Origin of the sequence: Planctopirus hydrillae, from assembly GCF_001707835.1 — a bacterium.
GTDB lineage: Bacteria > Planctomycetota > Planctomycetia > Planctomycetales > Planctomycetaceae > Planctopirus > Planctopirus hydrillae.
The window spans coordinates 131,459-145,777 of record NZ_LYDR01000116.1 but is presented as its reverse complement, the minus strand read 5'-3'; the positions used below and the strand labels follow the sequence as shown (position 1 = coordinate 145,777).

General features: G+C 54.3%; 13 protein-coding genes. 7 read left to right on the top strand and 6 right to left on the bottom strand.

Features of this window, described 5'->3' with window-relative positions:
* Positions 1–368: 368 nt before the first annotated feature.
* Together A6X21_RS14365 and A6X21_RS24725 are read right to left on the bottom strand one after the other, a co-directional pair.
* On the bottom strand, positions 369–1,673 hold the full coding sequence (locus tag A6X21_RS14365; RefSeq protein ID WP_068848995.1) for an outer membrane protein assembly factor BamB family protein: 1,305 nt from the start codon (positions 1,671–1,673) through the stop codon (positions 369–371).
* The gene (locus A6X21_RS24725) at positions 1,654–1,809 is read right to left on the bottom strand and encodes a hypothetical protein (RefSeq protein WP_165603807.1); all 156 of its coding nucleotides are present in this window, start codon (positions 1,807–1,809) and stop codon (positions 1,654–1,656) included. Before A6X21_RS24725 ends, A6X21_RS14365 begins: the two co-directional genes overlap by 20 nt.
* A gap of 65 nt (positions 1,810–1,874) precedes the next feature.
* On the opposite strand from A6X21_RS24725, the gene A6X21_RS14355 reads away from it, so the two are divergent.
* From A6X21_RS14355 to A6X21_RS14345, 3 genes are all read left to right on the top strand, one after another.
* Complete coding sequence (locus A6X21_RS14355; protein WP_068848991.1) at positions 1,875–3,191, top strand: YkgJ family cysteine cluster protein; 1,317 nt, start codon at positions 1,875–1,877, stop codon at positions 3,189–3,191.
* A 187-nt stretch (positions 3,192–3,378) separates the two neighbouring features.
* Positions 3,379–3,876 carry a SixA phosphatase family protein gene (locus A6X21_RS14350; protein ID WP_068848989.1) on the top strand — a complete coding sequence of 166 codons (498 nt, stop codon included), beginning with the start codon at positions 3,379–3,381 and terminating at the stop codon, positions 3,874–3,876.
* Positions 3,877–3,944: 68 nt separating this feature from the next.
* On the top strand, positions 3,945–4,598 hold the full coding sequence (locus A6X21_RS14345; protein ID WP_068848986.1) for an HYExAFE family protein: 654 nt from the start codon (positions 3,945–3,947) through the stop codon (positions 4,596–4,598).
* A 137-nt stretch (positions 4,599–4,735) separates the two neighbouring features.
* Here the strand turns inward: A6X21_RS14345 and A6X21_RS14340 are convergent, their stop codons facing one another.
* Positions 4,736–6,223 (bottom strand): high affinity choline transporter 1, encoded by a 1,488-nt coding sequence (locus tag A6X21_RS14340; protein WP_068849131.1) that lies wholly within the window; start codon positions 6,221–6,223, stop codon positions 4,736–4,738.
* 657 nt (positions 6,224–6,880) lie between these two features.
* Between A6X21_RS14340 and A6X21_RS14330 the strand changes: the two genes are divergently transcribed.
* Genes A6X21_RS14330 through A6X21_RS14320 form a run of 3 tightly spaced genes read left to right on the top strand, consistent with a single transcriptional unit; the run spans position 6,881 to position 10,433 of the window.
* Positions 6,881–7,873, top strand: a complete 993-nt coding sequence (locus A6X21_RS14330) for a DUF1559 domain-containing protein (RefSeq protein ID WP_068848983.1) — start codon at positions 6,881–6,883, stop codon at positions 7,871–7,873.
* Complete coding sequence (locus A6X21_RS14325) at positions 7,870–8,271, top strand: hypothetical protein (RefSeq protein WP_068848981.1); 402 nt, start codon at positions 7,870–7,872, stop codon at positions 8,269–8,271. The genes A6X21_RS14330 and A6X21_RS14325 overlap by 4 nt, the downstream gene beginning before the upstream one ends.
* Before the next feature lie 29 nt (positions 8,272–8,300).
* Entirely contained in the window at positions 8,301–10,433 is a 2,133-nt protein-coding gene (locus A6X21_RS14320; protein ID WP_068848979.1) for a G8 domain-containing protein, read from the top strand.
* Between the two features lie 23 nt (positions 10,434–10,456).
* Here A6X21_RS14320 and msrA read toward each other — a convergent pair whose 3' ends face one another.
* Positions 10,457–11,011, bottom strand: coding sequence for a peptide-methionine (S)-S-oxide reductase MsrA (gene msrA / locus A6X21_RS14315; RefSeq protein WP_068848977.1), 555 nt, complete (start codon positions 11,009–11,011; stop codon positions 10,457–10,459).
* A 189-nt stretch (positions 11,012–11,200) separates the two neighbouring features.
* Positions 11,201–12,229 (bottom strand): GspE/PulE/PilB domain-containing protein, encoded by a 1,029-nt coding sequence (locus A6X21_RS14310; protein ID WP_068848975.1) that lies wholly within the window; start codon positions 12,227–12,229, stop codon positions 11,201–11,203.
* Positions 12,230–12,614: 385 nt separating this feature from the next.
* Between A6X21_RS14310 and ispH the strand changes: the two genes are divergently transcribed.
* Positions 12,615–13,559 carry a 4-hydroxy-3-methylbut-2-enyl diphosphate reductase gene (gene ispH, locus A6X21_RS14300; protein WP_068849129.1) on the top strand — a complete coding sequence of 315 codons (945 nt, stop codon included), beginning with the start codon at positions 12,615–12,617 and terminating at the stop codon, positions 13,557–13,559.
* 275 nt (positions 13,560–13,834) lie between these two features.
* Here the strand turns inward: ispH and A6X21_RS24720 are convergent, their stop codons facing one another.
* The gene (locus A6X21_RS24720) at positions 13,835–13,981 is read right to left on the bottom strand and encodes a hypothetical protein (RefSeq protein ID WP_165603806.1); all 147 of its coding nucleotides are present in this window, start codon (positions 13,979–13,981) and stop codon (positions 13,835–13,837) included.
* Between the last annotated feature and the right edge of the window lie 338 nt (positions 13,982–14,319).

Below are 14,319 nucleotides of genomic sequence, written 5' to 3'. Positions count from 1 at the left end.
CGGCGCTCCTGCGGATACCTCGGTGACCGATACATATCGATTGGTCAGACCCTCACCCGGCACTTCGTGCCACCCTCTCCCACGAGGACGCGGGCGAGGGTTTTTTCTCCTTCTCCCGTTCTGACGGGAGAAGGCTGGGATGAGGGCGAGCTCGAACGTATTTGGTATGTGATGAACAAGGGGCTCCAACGCAGTAGGGCCTTTGATAAGGTCTCATGCTGAAAACATCATGGGAGGAGCACTGCTGGCAAGCCAGCAGTGGCACACGGTGGAAGTGCAAGAGACTCCTCCACATCGAACGGAAAGACCTTCAACCCGTTTTGCCTTCACCCTGATTCTCTTCGACGGATTCACTGCAAAGCACGGTCTCAATTGGCTGAAGGTTTCCTGCCCACCTGATAGAGGTTTGTTCGCGAGCGGAGATACATCAGGTCATCACTCACTGCGGGCGAGGCCATGAACCCGTCGCCCAACTGGCTTTCTCCCAGTTCTTCAAACTCGCGAGACGCCTTGAGGACCTTGATCTTTCCCTCCTGGCTGAAGAACCAGAGTTTTCCATCGGCATACAGTGGTGTCGCGGTATAGTTGCCACCGAGTCGCTCCTGCCAGAGCTGTTTACCCGTGGTGGCTTCAAAACAGGTGGCGGCACCCCCATCGTGGACCATAAAGAGCAGATCACCAACCAGCACATGCGTGGGCTTGGAAGGGATCCCTTTGGCAGCACTCCAGCGGACATGGGTCTCGGTCACATCGCCTGTTCCTGTCGGATCGACCGCATGCAGTGCAGCCTTGCCGAAGCCGGTGTTGATAAAGACCAGTCCATTCCCATAGACCGGCCTCACAGTGGCTGAGAATTCCTTAAAGCGAATTCGCCAGATCTCTTTCCCTGTGCGAGGATCCAGGGCCAGACTCGCTTTGGATGTGGGGCTGATCAGTTGTGGCTGGCCATTGACCTGAATGATGGTGGGAGTACAGAAAGCTTTCTTGAAGTCGCCATTTTCAGAGCCATATTCGACCTGACGATCGACTTTCCAGACGGTCTGACCTGTGTCCTTATCAAGAGCGACCACATACTGAAAATCAAAACCGTCCATGTGCAGAATCAGCAGATTCTCGAACAGGATGGGTGAACTTCCGGGGCCGCGAAAATGCTCACAAGGGAGATCGCGCCTTTGCCAGAGCACTTCACCCGAGCGGCCCGCCAGGCAGGCCGTGCCATAGCTGCCAAAACTGATCCACGCCTTCCCGTCTTCCAAAACAGGCGTGGGTGAGGCATAGCTGTTGAAATCGTGGATCTCGCTGGGCTTCTCGACTTCGAACAGCAGTTTGTCGAGCACAATCTTCCCCGAGGGCTTATCAACGCAGATCACCGAGAGCTTGTGTCCATCGGGAGTCGCCGTCGTCATCCACAGGTCATTGTTCCAGATGACAGGCGATGACCAGCCTTTTCCATGAATGGCGGTTTGCCAGAAGATGTTCTCCTCGCCGATTGTGACGGGAAGTTTCGTACTTTGAGCATGGGCATTTCCTTCCGGCCCGAGAAACTGGGGCCAGTTGTGCTGCGCCTGACTTGTGGACCACAGACCAAAAGTCAGCACCCACACGGCCATCAGCCCGCGGCTCAAAAACAGTCCCGCTTCCGAAAACCGCAGATCAATCAATGGACGTCGCATGGAGAAAATCCTTGAATCCGAAAGCAGCCACAACTTCAGACCGTGGACTGGACAAAGTCGCGATGGCTTTCTGCAGTTCAATCATCCCGGAGATCGGGCCAGTCGGTATGCTGTAAAACGCTGTTCGTGAGAACATATCAATAAATCCTTGCGCAGAATAATCGGCGGCATGATCTGACGCCACTGGAATGGTTTTCTCTGATGGCCAAGCGACCGAATACTCGACTTCTGGAACTGCCTCTTCTGCAGAACTGGAGCTGCCACAATTGCGGCGGCTGCTGCAAAAAACATCTCATTGAAATCACGGAAGCGGAGCGCCAACGCATTGACAGCCAGGGCTGGAGTGCAGCCGAACTTCCGGAAGGCTTGCCTCCTTATGTTCCTTTGGGCCGAACTTCCGAAGGACGTTACCGATTATCGCAGCGAGCCGATGGAGCGTGTGTGTTTTTGACAGACGAAGGTCTCTGCCAGATCCATGCCAGATTTGGAGAACCGGCCAAGCCTTTACCCTGCCGGCTCTATCCGTATGTGTTTCATCCGACAGGGAAAGGGCTGGTTGTCGGCTTGCGCTACAGTTGTCCTTCGGTCATTCGCAATGCCGGTCGTGATCTCGTGTCTCAACAGGATGAACTCAAGCAACTGGCCCAGGAAACGATCGCCGATTGGCCTGAAGAGATCCCTGCACCCAGGCTTTCCGATCGCTCACCGGGAGCCTGGCCACTGGCCGATGTGCTGATGGCTGCGCTGCTGGACGAACTGCAGCAGCGCGACGTCTCTTTGCGTTTGCGCCTGGTTCGCTTGGCGGCATGGACGGAGTTGATTTCAACGACCAATCTGACCGATCTGACGGTCGCTCAATTGCGGGAAACAATCCGCGTGGTTCGTGAAACCGTGGCTCAGTTGCTCCCGGAAGAACCGACAGTCGTGGTTCCTCCGGCGGATCGTCTGACGCTGGTGGGCTTTACACAACTGGTGGCCTACTACACGCGCGAAGATACCATTGTGGACCAGTCGAAGGGCTGGGCCGGTCGCTGGAAACTGTTGCAGGATATTCTGGTCTTTACCTTTCGCAGAGGTCGCCTGCCTGATCTGGCCACTGACTGGAAGGGAATTCCCATTCGAGATGTCGAACAGGCATTACCCTGGAAGACTCCTGCCGCCGACGAACTGCTGACGAGATATCTGGTCACCAAGCTGCAGAGCCGGGCCTTCTTCGGGCCGGCTTATTATCACGAACCAGTCATCGAAGGGTTGTGGAGCCTCTTGCTGACAATTCCTGTGACGATCTGGCTGGCCCGCTGGCATGCTCTCGCCAGACGATACAACGCCGGGCCAGGCAGCACGTCGGAACCCTGCGCGATTCAAACCGTCGATCTGGAAGCGGCTCTGGCCCGCGTCGATCATAATCATGGCTATTCACCGGCATTAGGGATGCGCAGCGTCAAATCGCGTCTGCGCAGTTTTGTCCGTCGAGATCAACTCACCAGCCTGATCTGGGACATCACCCGTGAATCGTGAATACTAGAGAGTCAGGATTTTAGAACCTGAAGAGTCCTGGCGATCCTTGCGGGCAGGTTCTTCGCAGCCTTGAAAGAATCTGCTGGTGCATGATCTGGAAATGCGGCAAGATGTCTTGCGGTTGATAATGTAACGACCCCATCCACTTGAACCCATTCGCGACTGCCATTCGGCTGAGGAGGAGACCATGAAAAGACTGCTCCTGTTACGACATGCTAAAGCCGTCGCTGAAGATGCCAGTAGACTCGACCATGAACGTGCCCTGGCACCGCGTGGCTGCGAAGACGCAACCCGGTTGGGAGAATGGATTGTTCGACAGGGACTGATCCCGCACTTCATCATGTCGAGCAGTTCACGCCGCACTGTCGATACCTTACGGCTGGTGGGGAGTGCCTTTGGACATTCTCCGTTAGTGATGATCCGGCGCCGGCTCTACATGTGCCACGAAACAGACTATCCACCACTTCTGCAGGAAGCACCCTCCGATTGCGAACTGCTCCTGGTTGTGGGGCATAATGAAGGGTTGCAGGAGTACCTCACGCGTCTGACGGGAACGGGCCGGGCGGTTCCCACCTGTACGCTGGCTGTCGTGGAACTGCCGATTTCGGACTGGCCGGAAATGACGCTGGCTGTCCGTGGGAAACTGGTGCAACTGGTGACACCCGACGATCTGGATCCGCAATAATGCGGCTGTCTCGAACGGGTGACCAATAAGGTCTCGGCTGTCGATTTTTCGAGGCAAGTGGATTTGTTATGGCTCGTCGCTGGAATCATTACGATCTGTCATTCGAGATGTATCTCAGAGACAGAGGGATTCCGTACATTGCTGTCGATGAAACCCGCCGGGCACTGCTGGCACAGGCCAGTCTGAAATCGATGGATTACATCGTGTATGGTGCGCGGGGCCAGAACCTGCTGGTCGAAGTCAAAGGTCGCAAAGCGCGAACCAGCCAGCTTTCTGAGAACTGGGTGACTGCTGACGATCTGATCAGCCTGAGGCGGTGGGAAGAGGTTTTTGGGAAGAGTTTTCGAGCCGTGATGGTCTTCGCCTACGATGTGACGGAAAGAACGCCAGCACTGCAGCGACTGGCTGATACTCCGTCGCACGCAGCGGTTGACGCACCGAATCTGGCCACTGAACCGTGCTTTACGCATCAAGGTCGCGACTACATTTTTCATGATGTCTGGATGGAAGATTACGAGCGGCAGGTGAAAGTGCGGTCGTCCCGCTGGGAGACGTTATGGGCTCCCGCGGCTGCCTATCGGGAAGTTCGCTTCTCGATGGAGGATTTTCTGGTCGCTCCGGTGATATCAGCAGATCCCTTGTCCGGGGTTCAGGCTGCGAGGGCGACTTTGCCTTTGCCAGCCGCCGCCCAGTCCCACCCACAGGCAGATTTGAAAGACTGATGTGCCGGATGGGAGTCCGTGTGGAGTGGACCTTGTGATCAATGTCAGAGTCCCATGACCTGAAGGCCAAACGAAGACGTTTGACCCCAACCACGCTTCAAGTCAATGCGCAGGCAAAGATCGACGTCGTGACAGGATCAGTGGTTCATGACGCTGCGGCGTTCTTGTGCGAGATCGGCGGGATGTCGAGGAACGTGCTTGATCCAGTTAGGCATCGAAGAGCCAATGACCATTCCAAGAATCGATGCCATCAGTCCATAGATCTGTGGCGGCACAACCTGCCACAGGTTGGCACTCTCTTCATCATGAATGAACTCGGTTCCCAGCCAGACGGGCAGAGCCAGGATGATCGAAAAGACGGCTCCTTGAGTGGTCGCTTTGGACCAGTAAATGCCAAACGCCAGAGGGACAAAGGCGATCACCAGAGTGACTTTGTAGCCACTCTCGACCATCTCATACATGGTGCTTTCCGAGTTCACGGCTAATGTGGTGGCTGTGATGGAAACCAGCACCAGCATCGTACGCACGAGCCAGAGCAGCGTGTTGTCGCTCATTTTGAGAGTAAACTGCCGCAACACGTTTTCTGTGAGAATACTGGCTGGTGCCAGCAAGGTACCACTCGCCGTCGATAGAATGGCCGAAAGCACAGCGCCAAAGAACAGAATCTGCACCCAGAGTGGAGTCTGATTGAGGATCAGTGCTGGCAAAACTTTCTGGACTTCGCGAGCGTCTTCAGAGGCAAAATGACCAGCCGCGGCCGGGTCGATCATGGTGGCGGAAAAGGCGATGAACATCGGCACAAAGGCAAAGCCGAAATAGAACAGGCCGCCCAAAAGTGTCCCCGCTCGGGCGGTGGCTTCATTGCGGGCACTGGTGACCCGCTGGAAGACATCCTGCTGGGGAATCGAACCCAGGGCCATCGTGAGAAATTCGCCAATAAAAATCAGCCAGGCGGCGGTTGTCACATGAGGAAACAGATTCAGCTTTCCCGCCTGAGCAGCCGCTGCCACGACGGGCTGAAATCCCCCCGCCTTTTCACCCAGAATATATGCGACGAGAAGTAGACCAATCACAATGGCGACCGTCTGCACGACATCTGTGAGAGCGATCGACCACATCCCGCCGAAGAAGGTGTAGAGCGTGACGATGACTGCACCGATGATGATGGCCTGATTCAAGGTGACATATTCGGGGAACAGCACATTAATGACCAGCCCGAAGGCCGAGAGCTGTGCTGTCGTCCAACCCATGTAAGATGCCGCAATCCCCAGCGAGGTGAGGATTTCCACAAAACGGCCATATCGCACATGGTAATAGTCGCCAATCGTTAACAGCTCGAGACTGTAAAACGTGCGAGCAAAGAAGATCGCCACCAGCACCAGGCAGACCGATGCGCCAAAGGGATCCCCCGAGACAAATCCCAGGCCCTGATCAGCAAAACGTGCAGAAACCGAAAGCACAGTTTCGGCACCAAACCAGGTGGCAAATACGCAGGCAAAGTTCATTCCCAAAGGAAGAGATCGACCAGCCACCATGAAGTCTTTGGCGTTTCCCACCATACGGGCGCCATAGGCGCCTAAAGCCAGTGTGCCCACCATGTATGCAATCACGCACGCAATCAGCACTGACACATCCCCTTCATGGAGCCTTTTCAACAGGCCTGGGCAGCCAACCCACCCAAAACCTCCGCATCAACGATCAAAAAGCCTGTAAGAAGACAGGCGGCTTTCAATCCGCAGGAAAAGGGAGCACAAATCTTCGCCCGCTCAAACTTTGCAACCGCAAGAGTATTGAAGTTTCCCGACCTGACTGCAAGCCGAAAACGGTTGCAAAGCCCCCAGGCTGTGGATGTTGCGGCTTTTCCTGACAGATCGCATTGACAAGTCGCGATGCGTGAAGGGTCTGACTCTCTCTGTACGAGTCATGATTCTCATCGAGCTTGTGCGAACGCAGGGCCTTTCAAAGTCAACCATCCACTGGCCTGAAAGAATGGGAGATGGACACTGCGATCTCTGCATGAGCTTCATCGACAACCCGCTCATGTCGATCACTCGTCGCCATACCCGGATCACGAGATTGTTATCCAGACCTCCGGTTCAAGGTCTGAAAGTTGCTTTGTCTGTCGGGGGTTCACTCTCAAACACTTCCCGAGTGTTTGAGGGGCTCAGCCTGTCAGAATTTACGACAGGCGAGGTACAGCGAGCGACAATTTGTTCGACGAAGGCTCATAAGCCATCACTCGAACTCCTGAATTAAGGTCCTGAATATTGGATATCGTCTCGATGAAGAAAAAGACAGGTTTCACACTGATCGAGTTGCTGGTTGTCATTGCGATTATCGCCGTGCTGATTGCCCTGCTCTTGCCGGCGGTCCAGCAGGCGCGGGAAGCAGCCCGTAGAACCCAATGCCGGAACAATCTCAAACAGATTGCGCTGGCTATGCACAATTATCATGATGTCAATAACTGCTTTCCGGCGGCTCGGCTTTCGAGCACCCCCAAGTACGGTCAGATGGTGGCGCTACTCCCCTATCTCGAAGGGGGGAATCTCTCTCGCCTGTTCGATGTGACGGCAACAGGGGGGTTCGCAGACCCAGTGAACCAGAAGGTCGCGAATACACCGGTTTCAATGATTCGCTGTCCATCAAATCCCGTCCCGGGCCTGATCAAGATGAGGAACAGCAGCTCCACAGGGACAAGCTACGGATCCTTCATTACCAGCACAGGCTCTACGACAGATCCCAACGACCCGTCGATTATGACAGGCTGGGCCAATGACTATTGGGTCAATCATGGAATTAACAGTTCCAGCTACACACTGGCCTATTCGACGGGGATCTCTCCCAGCCCGATCCTCAAGGGGACAAGCCCTCGCATGCGTGACGTCACGGACGGCCTGTCGAATACAATACTCGTCAGTGAGCATGCAGGCTATGATGTTCATTATGTACGTGGAGTTGGCATGCCCATGCCTGCCACAGACTTGACGCTTGATCAGCCCGGCGCATGGGGAACATGGCTCGGCTGGTGTGCCTATATGATTCAGACATATCCAGTTTATACAGTCGATACCTATCCGACGAATCTATCCAACATCCCGTCGGGAACAGGCTGCACTGTGAATTGCAATAATTCACAGGGGATCTTTGGTTTTCATGCCGGCGGCGCCACTGTCGCCATGGGTGATGGAAGCGTACGGTTCCTGCCCGAGAGCCTATCAAACGTGATTCTGATGGGGATGGTGACCCGCGACGGTGGCGAGGTGATTTCTGAATGAAATGTCGCCTTTTCGTTGCAGCCCTCGTCTCATTGAACCTGCTGATGATCATTTCGGGATGTTCTCTGAGTGATCAGAAATGTCTCGTTTCCGGCCAGGTGACAATCGACAGTCAACTCGTTGATGGAGTTTATCTGCTCTTTCATCAGGAGCATTCCAGCGATGTCGTGGGAACAGCCCGCACTGATCCTTCGGGTCATTACCTCGCGAAGCTGCCTGTCGCGGGGCGCTATGCTGTGACAGCGTTTTGGCCCAGGGTCATCCGGAATGCTGAAGAAACGATTGAGGGTGAAGATCGCCTGGGCGGAAAGTACCGCGATTCTTTGAACCCGTTGACGTTTATCACTGTTTCCAACGGCGAGAACTATCCACCTGCGATCAATATCTCCTCCCGATAGCAATAGAATAGTCTTTTAAGGATCTTTCAATGATAACGAATCGATATACCATATATTCCTTGTTCGCTTTTATAGTCATCATGCTTTCCGGAGAAGCAGCATTCAGCAATGAGTCGAAAACGATCTTTTCCACACAATCGGGAAAGTGGTCTTCCAAAGAAACCTGGAGTTCAGGGAACCTCCCGGAAACGGGAGATCGGGTTGTAATCCGCGCAGGCCACCATGTGATTTATGATATTGGCCACCAGGGCCGAACTCCCAGCTTTCGATTGGTTCAGATTGCAGGAGAGCTCGAGTTCGCTACGGATCAGAATACCCTGCTCGAAGCAGGACTCATTACGATTATTGCCAGCGAAGACCCCTCCGAAGAAGGTTTTGACTGTCACGCAACTCCTCCTCCCGTGGGAGAAGGTCGCAAGCGTCCAGCGTTGTATATCGGTCGACCGGGCGCTCCTCTTCCAGCCGAGTATACGGCAAAAATTCGACTGCGATATTTCGAAGGTATGAATAAGCTCTCCTGCCCGGCTCTCGTGTGCTGCGGCGGACGTATGGAAATTCACGGTCAGCCAATGACGCGCACCTGGGTCAAGCTGAAGCGTTCTGTGACTCTAGCGGAATCGACCGGACGTGGTGCCACGACGCTCTCTTTAATGGAGAGTGTCGAAGGCTGGAAAGAAGGCGACCAGGTCATTGTCACCAGCACACATCGTCAACGCGATCGCGAAGATGGCGATTTTCTCAGTAGTGCACAAACGGAAGTTCGCCGGATCGTGCGGACAGGCAGCCAGGACTTTACGGGGGGATATCCCTTAACTCTCGATAAACCATTGCAGCATGCTCATTTCGCTGATGAGAACTTTCAGGCCGAAGTTGCGAATCTGACTCGAAATGTTGTCATTGAATCCGCAGAGCCGGATGGAGTTCGAGGTCATACGATGTACCACAGGTACTCAGCGGGTTCTATCAGCTATGCCGAGTTCCGACATCTCGGTAAGCGAGATGAACTGGGTCGATATAGCATTCATTTCCATCTCTGCGGCGAAACAATGCGTGGCAGTTCCGTGATTGGTGCATCGATCTGGGACAGCCATAACCGTTGGATTACGATTCACGGTACGAATGCTCTCGTGATCCGTGACTGCGTGGGCTACAAGAGTGTCGGACATGGATATTTTCTGGAGGATGGTACAGAGGTCAACAACATCCTGGATCATAACCTGGCAGCTCTCGTACTCCCTGCCAAAACTCAAAAGGATCAGGTGGTACCATTCGATCTGAATCGAGGTGCAGGCTTCTGGTGGGCGAATTGCCACAATCAGTTTACTCGGAATGTGGCTGCAGAATGTGCCGAGTATGGTTATCGCTTTGAAAACAAGAAAACGGCAGACTTCGATCCGATCCTCTCTGTCCGTCAGCCGGATGGATCGGTCAAGAGTGTTGATACTCGAATTCTGCCCTTTATCCGTTTTGAAGATAACGAAGCCCACACGATGCGATTCTTCTGTCTGAATCTGCGGGGAATCGCTCGTCCGGAGGGTGGTCGCCTGAACTTTGTCGAGCAGAATCAAACGCTTGCACGCGAGGCCGCTGAAGCTCTACCACCCAATGGCGCACCCTTTTGGATTAAAGATTTCAAAGCCTGGGAAGCCAACTGGTCCGTTCATTTAGGAACGACAGGTGTCTTTATCGACGGGCTCAACTCCTATCGCTGCGATGTCGCTATCTGGCGTTCCGTGATGGATCGATCAGGTTTCCGCCGGATGACTTCCCGTGAAATGCGTGTGAACGATATCCATGGCCCGATCAGCATGGGAGCAGTCCCGGCTTCAACAGCCAGTGAAAATGACGAAGGATATGCCTATGAAGCCCGGCTGCAGCCCGCTTCAGTTTCAAGCTTTAAAGATCAATTACCGCCCGTAACTGTTATCACTTCCATTGTACGTCAGGGACAGTTATTGAAAGTCTGCGGCTCTGTCGCGGATACCAGCGATATTCGGCATGTGCTCGTCAATGGTCAAAAGGCCCGCTCGCTACGGGGAAGTTTTGCCGAATGGGAAATTGTGCTGGAAGCTCCAGCCAGTGGCCCCATGGAATTGACGGCCATTTCTGAGGATATCAATGGCCATATCGAACAAACGCCTCACATCATTCGTCTCGATTGATGGAGCGTTTGCAACCATTCCGCCTAGCGGCTTTTGAGCCGCTGGCTGAATTTCTGGCGGAACTTGGCGACTTTCGGGGCGACGACAGCCGCACAGTAGGCCTGAGCCGGGTGAGCGCGGAAGTAGCCTTGATGGTAGTCTTCTGCCGGGTAAAAAGTGACCGCGGGGACGATCTGCGTCACAAATCTTCCAGGCCAGATCCCAGCCGCTTCGAGTTCAGTAAACCTGGATTGAGCAACCGTCTGCTGATCGCTGTCATGGAAAAAAATCGCCGAGCGATACTGCGTGCCAATATCGTTTCCCTGGCGATCCTTTGTGGTCGGGTCGTGGATGGCGAAGAAAATCTCCAGGAGGTCGCTGTAGCTGATGACCTGAGGATTAAACTCGATCTGGACAACTTCTGCATGGCCGGTTCGTCCTGTGCAAACCTGCTCATAAGTCGGATTGACGGTGGCTCCACCCATATAGCCTGAAACGACACGATCAACACCAATCACATTCTCGAAGACCGCTTCGAGGCACCAGAAACAGCCACCTGCTAAAGTCGCTACCGAACGGTCAGTTTGTGCATTGGTCATGGAAAACCTCTTCCTCTCAGCAGATCTGTGCAGCCACGCGCCTCGTGAGTCGATCTCGCGGCAGCCGGCGTTAATTTCCTGCCTTACGCGATTTGATTCCACTCGTAGGATTTTAGTAACAGCGGCATCAGGCCGGAACACTGCTGAAAAATGGTTGTCCAGCCCCATGAACATGCTGAGTGAGCCAGATCACTTTCGTTTGATGTAGTTCATATAGGCGAAAAAGATCACCGGTGGTGCGACGAGGAATGTCAGCGGGAAAAAGACCCAGCCGGGAATACGGTTCTGATAAACGTAGGGCCACAGGATCCAGGTGTCGAGGTTGAAACCGGCAATCAATGTGCCGCAGATGATCAGAATCCCCATGTTCCGCTGTTCGGTGTATTCATCATCGGTGAGCTTTTCAGCCGCCTGTTTGCGAGGTGCGGCAGCGCCGGGCTTGCTGGCTGATGATTTGCTCCCCTTTTTGCGATTGGGTTCGGCAACTTCCTTGCGCATGCCGTTGGCATAGTATTTGGAGATGCCCTGATTGATGCCGAGCTGGGAAGCGATGACATGCCGCATGGGTTTGTCGTAGCGGAGGCGAATTTCGTCTTCGAGTTCCTGGGTGGGATCGTCGGCGCACGCCACGAGAATCTGTCCGTCGTCTTCAAATAATGGCAGACAGGTATGCCGGCGAACGACCTGCCGGGGAAGAAGATCGAGAATGGAATCGTCGGGGAGCATTTCATTGAGGTCGACAAATGGTCGCCCCAATTCGCTGGCTAAGGCCCGGGCCGCCGTTTCACCATCGGCCAATTTCAATTGAACAACAGCGTCTTTGAGAGTGAGGCCCGAGCGATCTGCGAAGGCCTTGACTTCCTTGGCCTGATCCTGCGAGATGACCCCTTGATCCACCAGGTAAGCTGTGACTGGCCGGCGGCCGGTGCTGGGGTCGCGGTCGTCGATTTCTCTTCCGAGTGAGCGATCGTAATCGAGTTTGCGTTCGAGATCGGTAAGGCAGAGCATGGCTCTGGCGAGTTCGTTGAGCAGTTCCTGCGATTCCGTCGCGTATTGGCCGGTGGCGTATTTGCGGACATGGCCGTTGAGTTTTTTGTAGTTCTTGCGAATTTTGTCAGGGTCGTCCTCGAATTGGATGACCCGCAACAGGGCATAATGATCGGGCGGACGGTCACCTTCGGGAATTCCCAACCATTCCTTATAAACGTCAATGGCCACGGTTCACTCCGGCTGGTTGTTTCGTCGAGGGGTCAAGTCTGATGTGATCAACCGTAATCGTTCGGCAAATGGGAAAGGCGCACTGCGAACGGAGCGGTTTGTTGTTGGATTATCATCGAATCAATCTGCTGGAGGCAACGCAAGAGAGCATTCTCCTGTTTTGACTTTCTCCAGTGAGAAACTGCCCATTCAGCCCTGGAAAGCCAGGAGTGGCTTCGATTTGTGATGCCTGGGCCCGAAAAATCTCATCCCGACTGACAGGATCTCTGCTGGAAACGAGCCCTTCCTGCTAGAATACTGGGAGTAAAGTCTTGCAGGCTCTGGGCATGAAAAGCGTTCCCGTTTGGCCTCAAGAAACCATGTTATGGCCTGGCGGGAAAAACGGATGCGGATACTCCTGGCAAATCCTCGTGGCTTCTGTGCTGGTGTGAACATGGCCATTGAGTGCCTGGATGAAGTGATCCGCATGTTCGGGCCGCATGTCTTCGTGTACCACGAGATTGTGCATAACAAGTATGTTGTCGATCGATTCACGCGCCAGGGTGTCACTTTTGTGAATTCGGTCGAAGAAGTCCCCGAAGGTTCAGTGCTGCTCTACAGTGCCCATGGTGTTTCGCCAGTCATTCGGCAGGCAGCCCGTCAGCGAAAACTGCAGACAATTGATGCCACGTGCCCACTGGTGACCAAAGTGCATCTGGAAGCCATCAAGTACGCCCGGGAAAAATACAATATCATTCTTATCGGCCACGAAGGTCACGACGAAGTGATCGGCACGATGGGTGAAGCTCCTGAGAGTATCACCCTCGTCGAGACTGATGAAGATGTGGCCCGTTTGCCCTTCACTGCGGAGGATCCGCTGGTTTATCTGACTCAGACAACACTTTCGGTCGAGGAAGCCGGGAGAGTGGTGGCTGCCTTGAAGGCGCGATATCCGCATATCAAATCTCCGCCCAAAGAAGATATCTGCTACGCGACGACCAACCGGCAGGAAGCTGTGGCTCAACTGGCGGCAGAGGCCGACCTGGTGATTGTGCTGGGGAGCCAGAACAGCTCGAACAGCCGCCGGTTGATGGAACTTGGCAGTGCCGGCAACAAACCCTCTTATCTGGTGGATGGCGCTCACGAACTCAATCACGCCTGGTTTGAGAATGTCGAATGCGTGTTGATCACGGCGGGTGCCAGTGCTCCAGAGGTTGTTGTTCAGGATTGCATTGAATACCTGCGAACCAACTTTGGTGCACAGGTGGATGAACGCACCATCCGCGAAGAACACGTCTCTTTTCCGCTACCCAAAGAACTCCGGGCCTTGCAGCGGTTGGGAAGTTCCTAGACCATGTTTCAGGTTTGCCGGGTGGTGTTGTGTGTGATTTGTTCTGAAAAGAATGGGTCTCACGGACCGAATCAGGAAGGGTGAGTCTTTCATCGCGGGCGAGGGTTTTTCTCCTTTTCCCGTGCCGACGGGAACAGGCCGGGATGAGGGCGAGTTCGCACATGTTTGGTGTGCGATTAACAACCAGCTTCAACGCGAGATGCTTGTCATCTCTGGACACTAGCCAGCAATCGGCGCCCCTGCGGTAGCCCTTATGATTGAGGCGTATCGATTGGTCAGACCCTCACCCGGCACTTTGTGCCACCCTCTCCCGCGAGGACGCGGGCGAGGGTTTTGGAGAGGCAGTTGAACAGATAGCTTTCCTGGGAAATCACATCGTCGTGTTGGTTGAAGAAGGCATGCTTGCCCAGAGCTGCAAGCATGGCACGAAATGCAAGGAAAACTGCAACTGAGGAGATGGGGGTACACCACGAAGGGCACGAAGAACACGAAGGGGAATTCAGAGTTAAGTTGTGAGTGGCATGCGGGAACGTGTCCTGCTGAAGATTAGGGCTGATCTTCCTGGTGAACTTCGCGGCTTCGCGTGAGGACGATTTGAAATTCGGAGGTCTCTCGCGAACGTGCGAAGGGTGAAGTGAAAGAGTTTGGGCGTTGTTTGGAAAAAAAGAGACGCATGGCGCGGCGTCTTGTTGTCGTGGCTTTGCACGACAACCTGTGTAGGCAAGTTGGGCACGAGATGGCCAGGCCACCCGTGAAGGCG

Coding starts and splice junctions, on each gene's coding strand:
- A6X21_RS14325 (WP_068848981.1), top strand. CDS start 7,870: ATGAAATGTCGCCTTTTCGTTGCAGCCCTCGTCTCATTGAACCTGCTG.
- ispH (WP_068849129.1), top strand. CDS start 12,615: ATGCGGATACTCCTGGCAAATCCTCGTGGCTTCTGTGCTGGTGTGAAC.
- A6X21_RS14365 (WP_068848995.1), bottom strand. CDS start 1,673: ATGCGACGTCCATTGATTGATCTGCGGTTTTCGGAAGCGGGACTGTTT.
- A6X21_RS14350 (WP_068848989.1), top strand. CDS start 3,379: ATGAAAAGACTGCTCCTGTTACGACATGCTAAAGCCGTCGCTGAAGAT.
- msrA (WP_068848977.1), bottom strand. CDS start 11,011: ATGACCAATGCACAAACTGACCGTTCGGTAGCGACTTTAGCAGGTGGC.
- A6X21_RS24725 (WP_165603807.1), bottom strand. CDS start 1,809: ATGTTCTCACGAACAGCGTTTTACAGCATACCGACTGGCCCGATCTCC.
- A6X21_RS14320 (WP_068848979.1), top strand. CDS start 8,301: ATGATAACGAATCGATATACCATATATTCCTTGTTCGCTTTTATAGTC.
- A6X21_RS14355 (WP_068848991.1), top strand. CDS start 1,875: ATGGCCAAGCGACCGAATACTCGACTTCTGGAACTGCCTCTTCTGCAG.
- A6X21_RS14345 (WP_068848986.1), top strand. CDS start 3,945: ATGGCTCGTCGCTGGAATCATTACGATCTGTCATTCGAGATGTATCTC.
- A6X21_RS24720 (WP_165603806.1), bottom strand. CDS start 13,981: ATGCTTGCAGCTCTGGGCAAGCATGCCTTCTTCAACCAACACGACGAT.
- A6X21_RS14330 (WP_068848983.1), top strand. CDS start 6,881: ATGAAGAAAAAGACAGGTTTCACACTGATCGAGTTGCTGGTTGTCATT.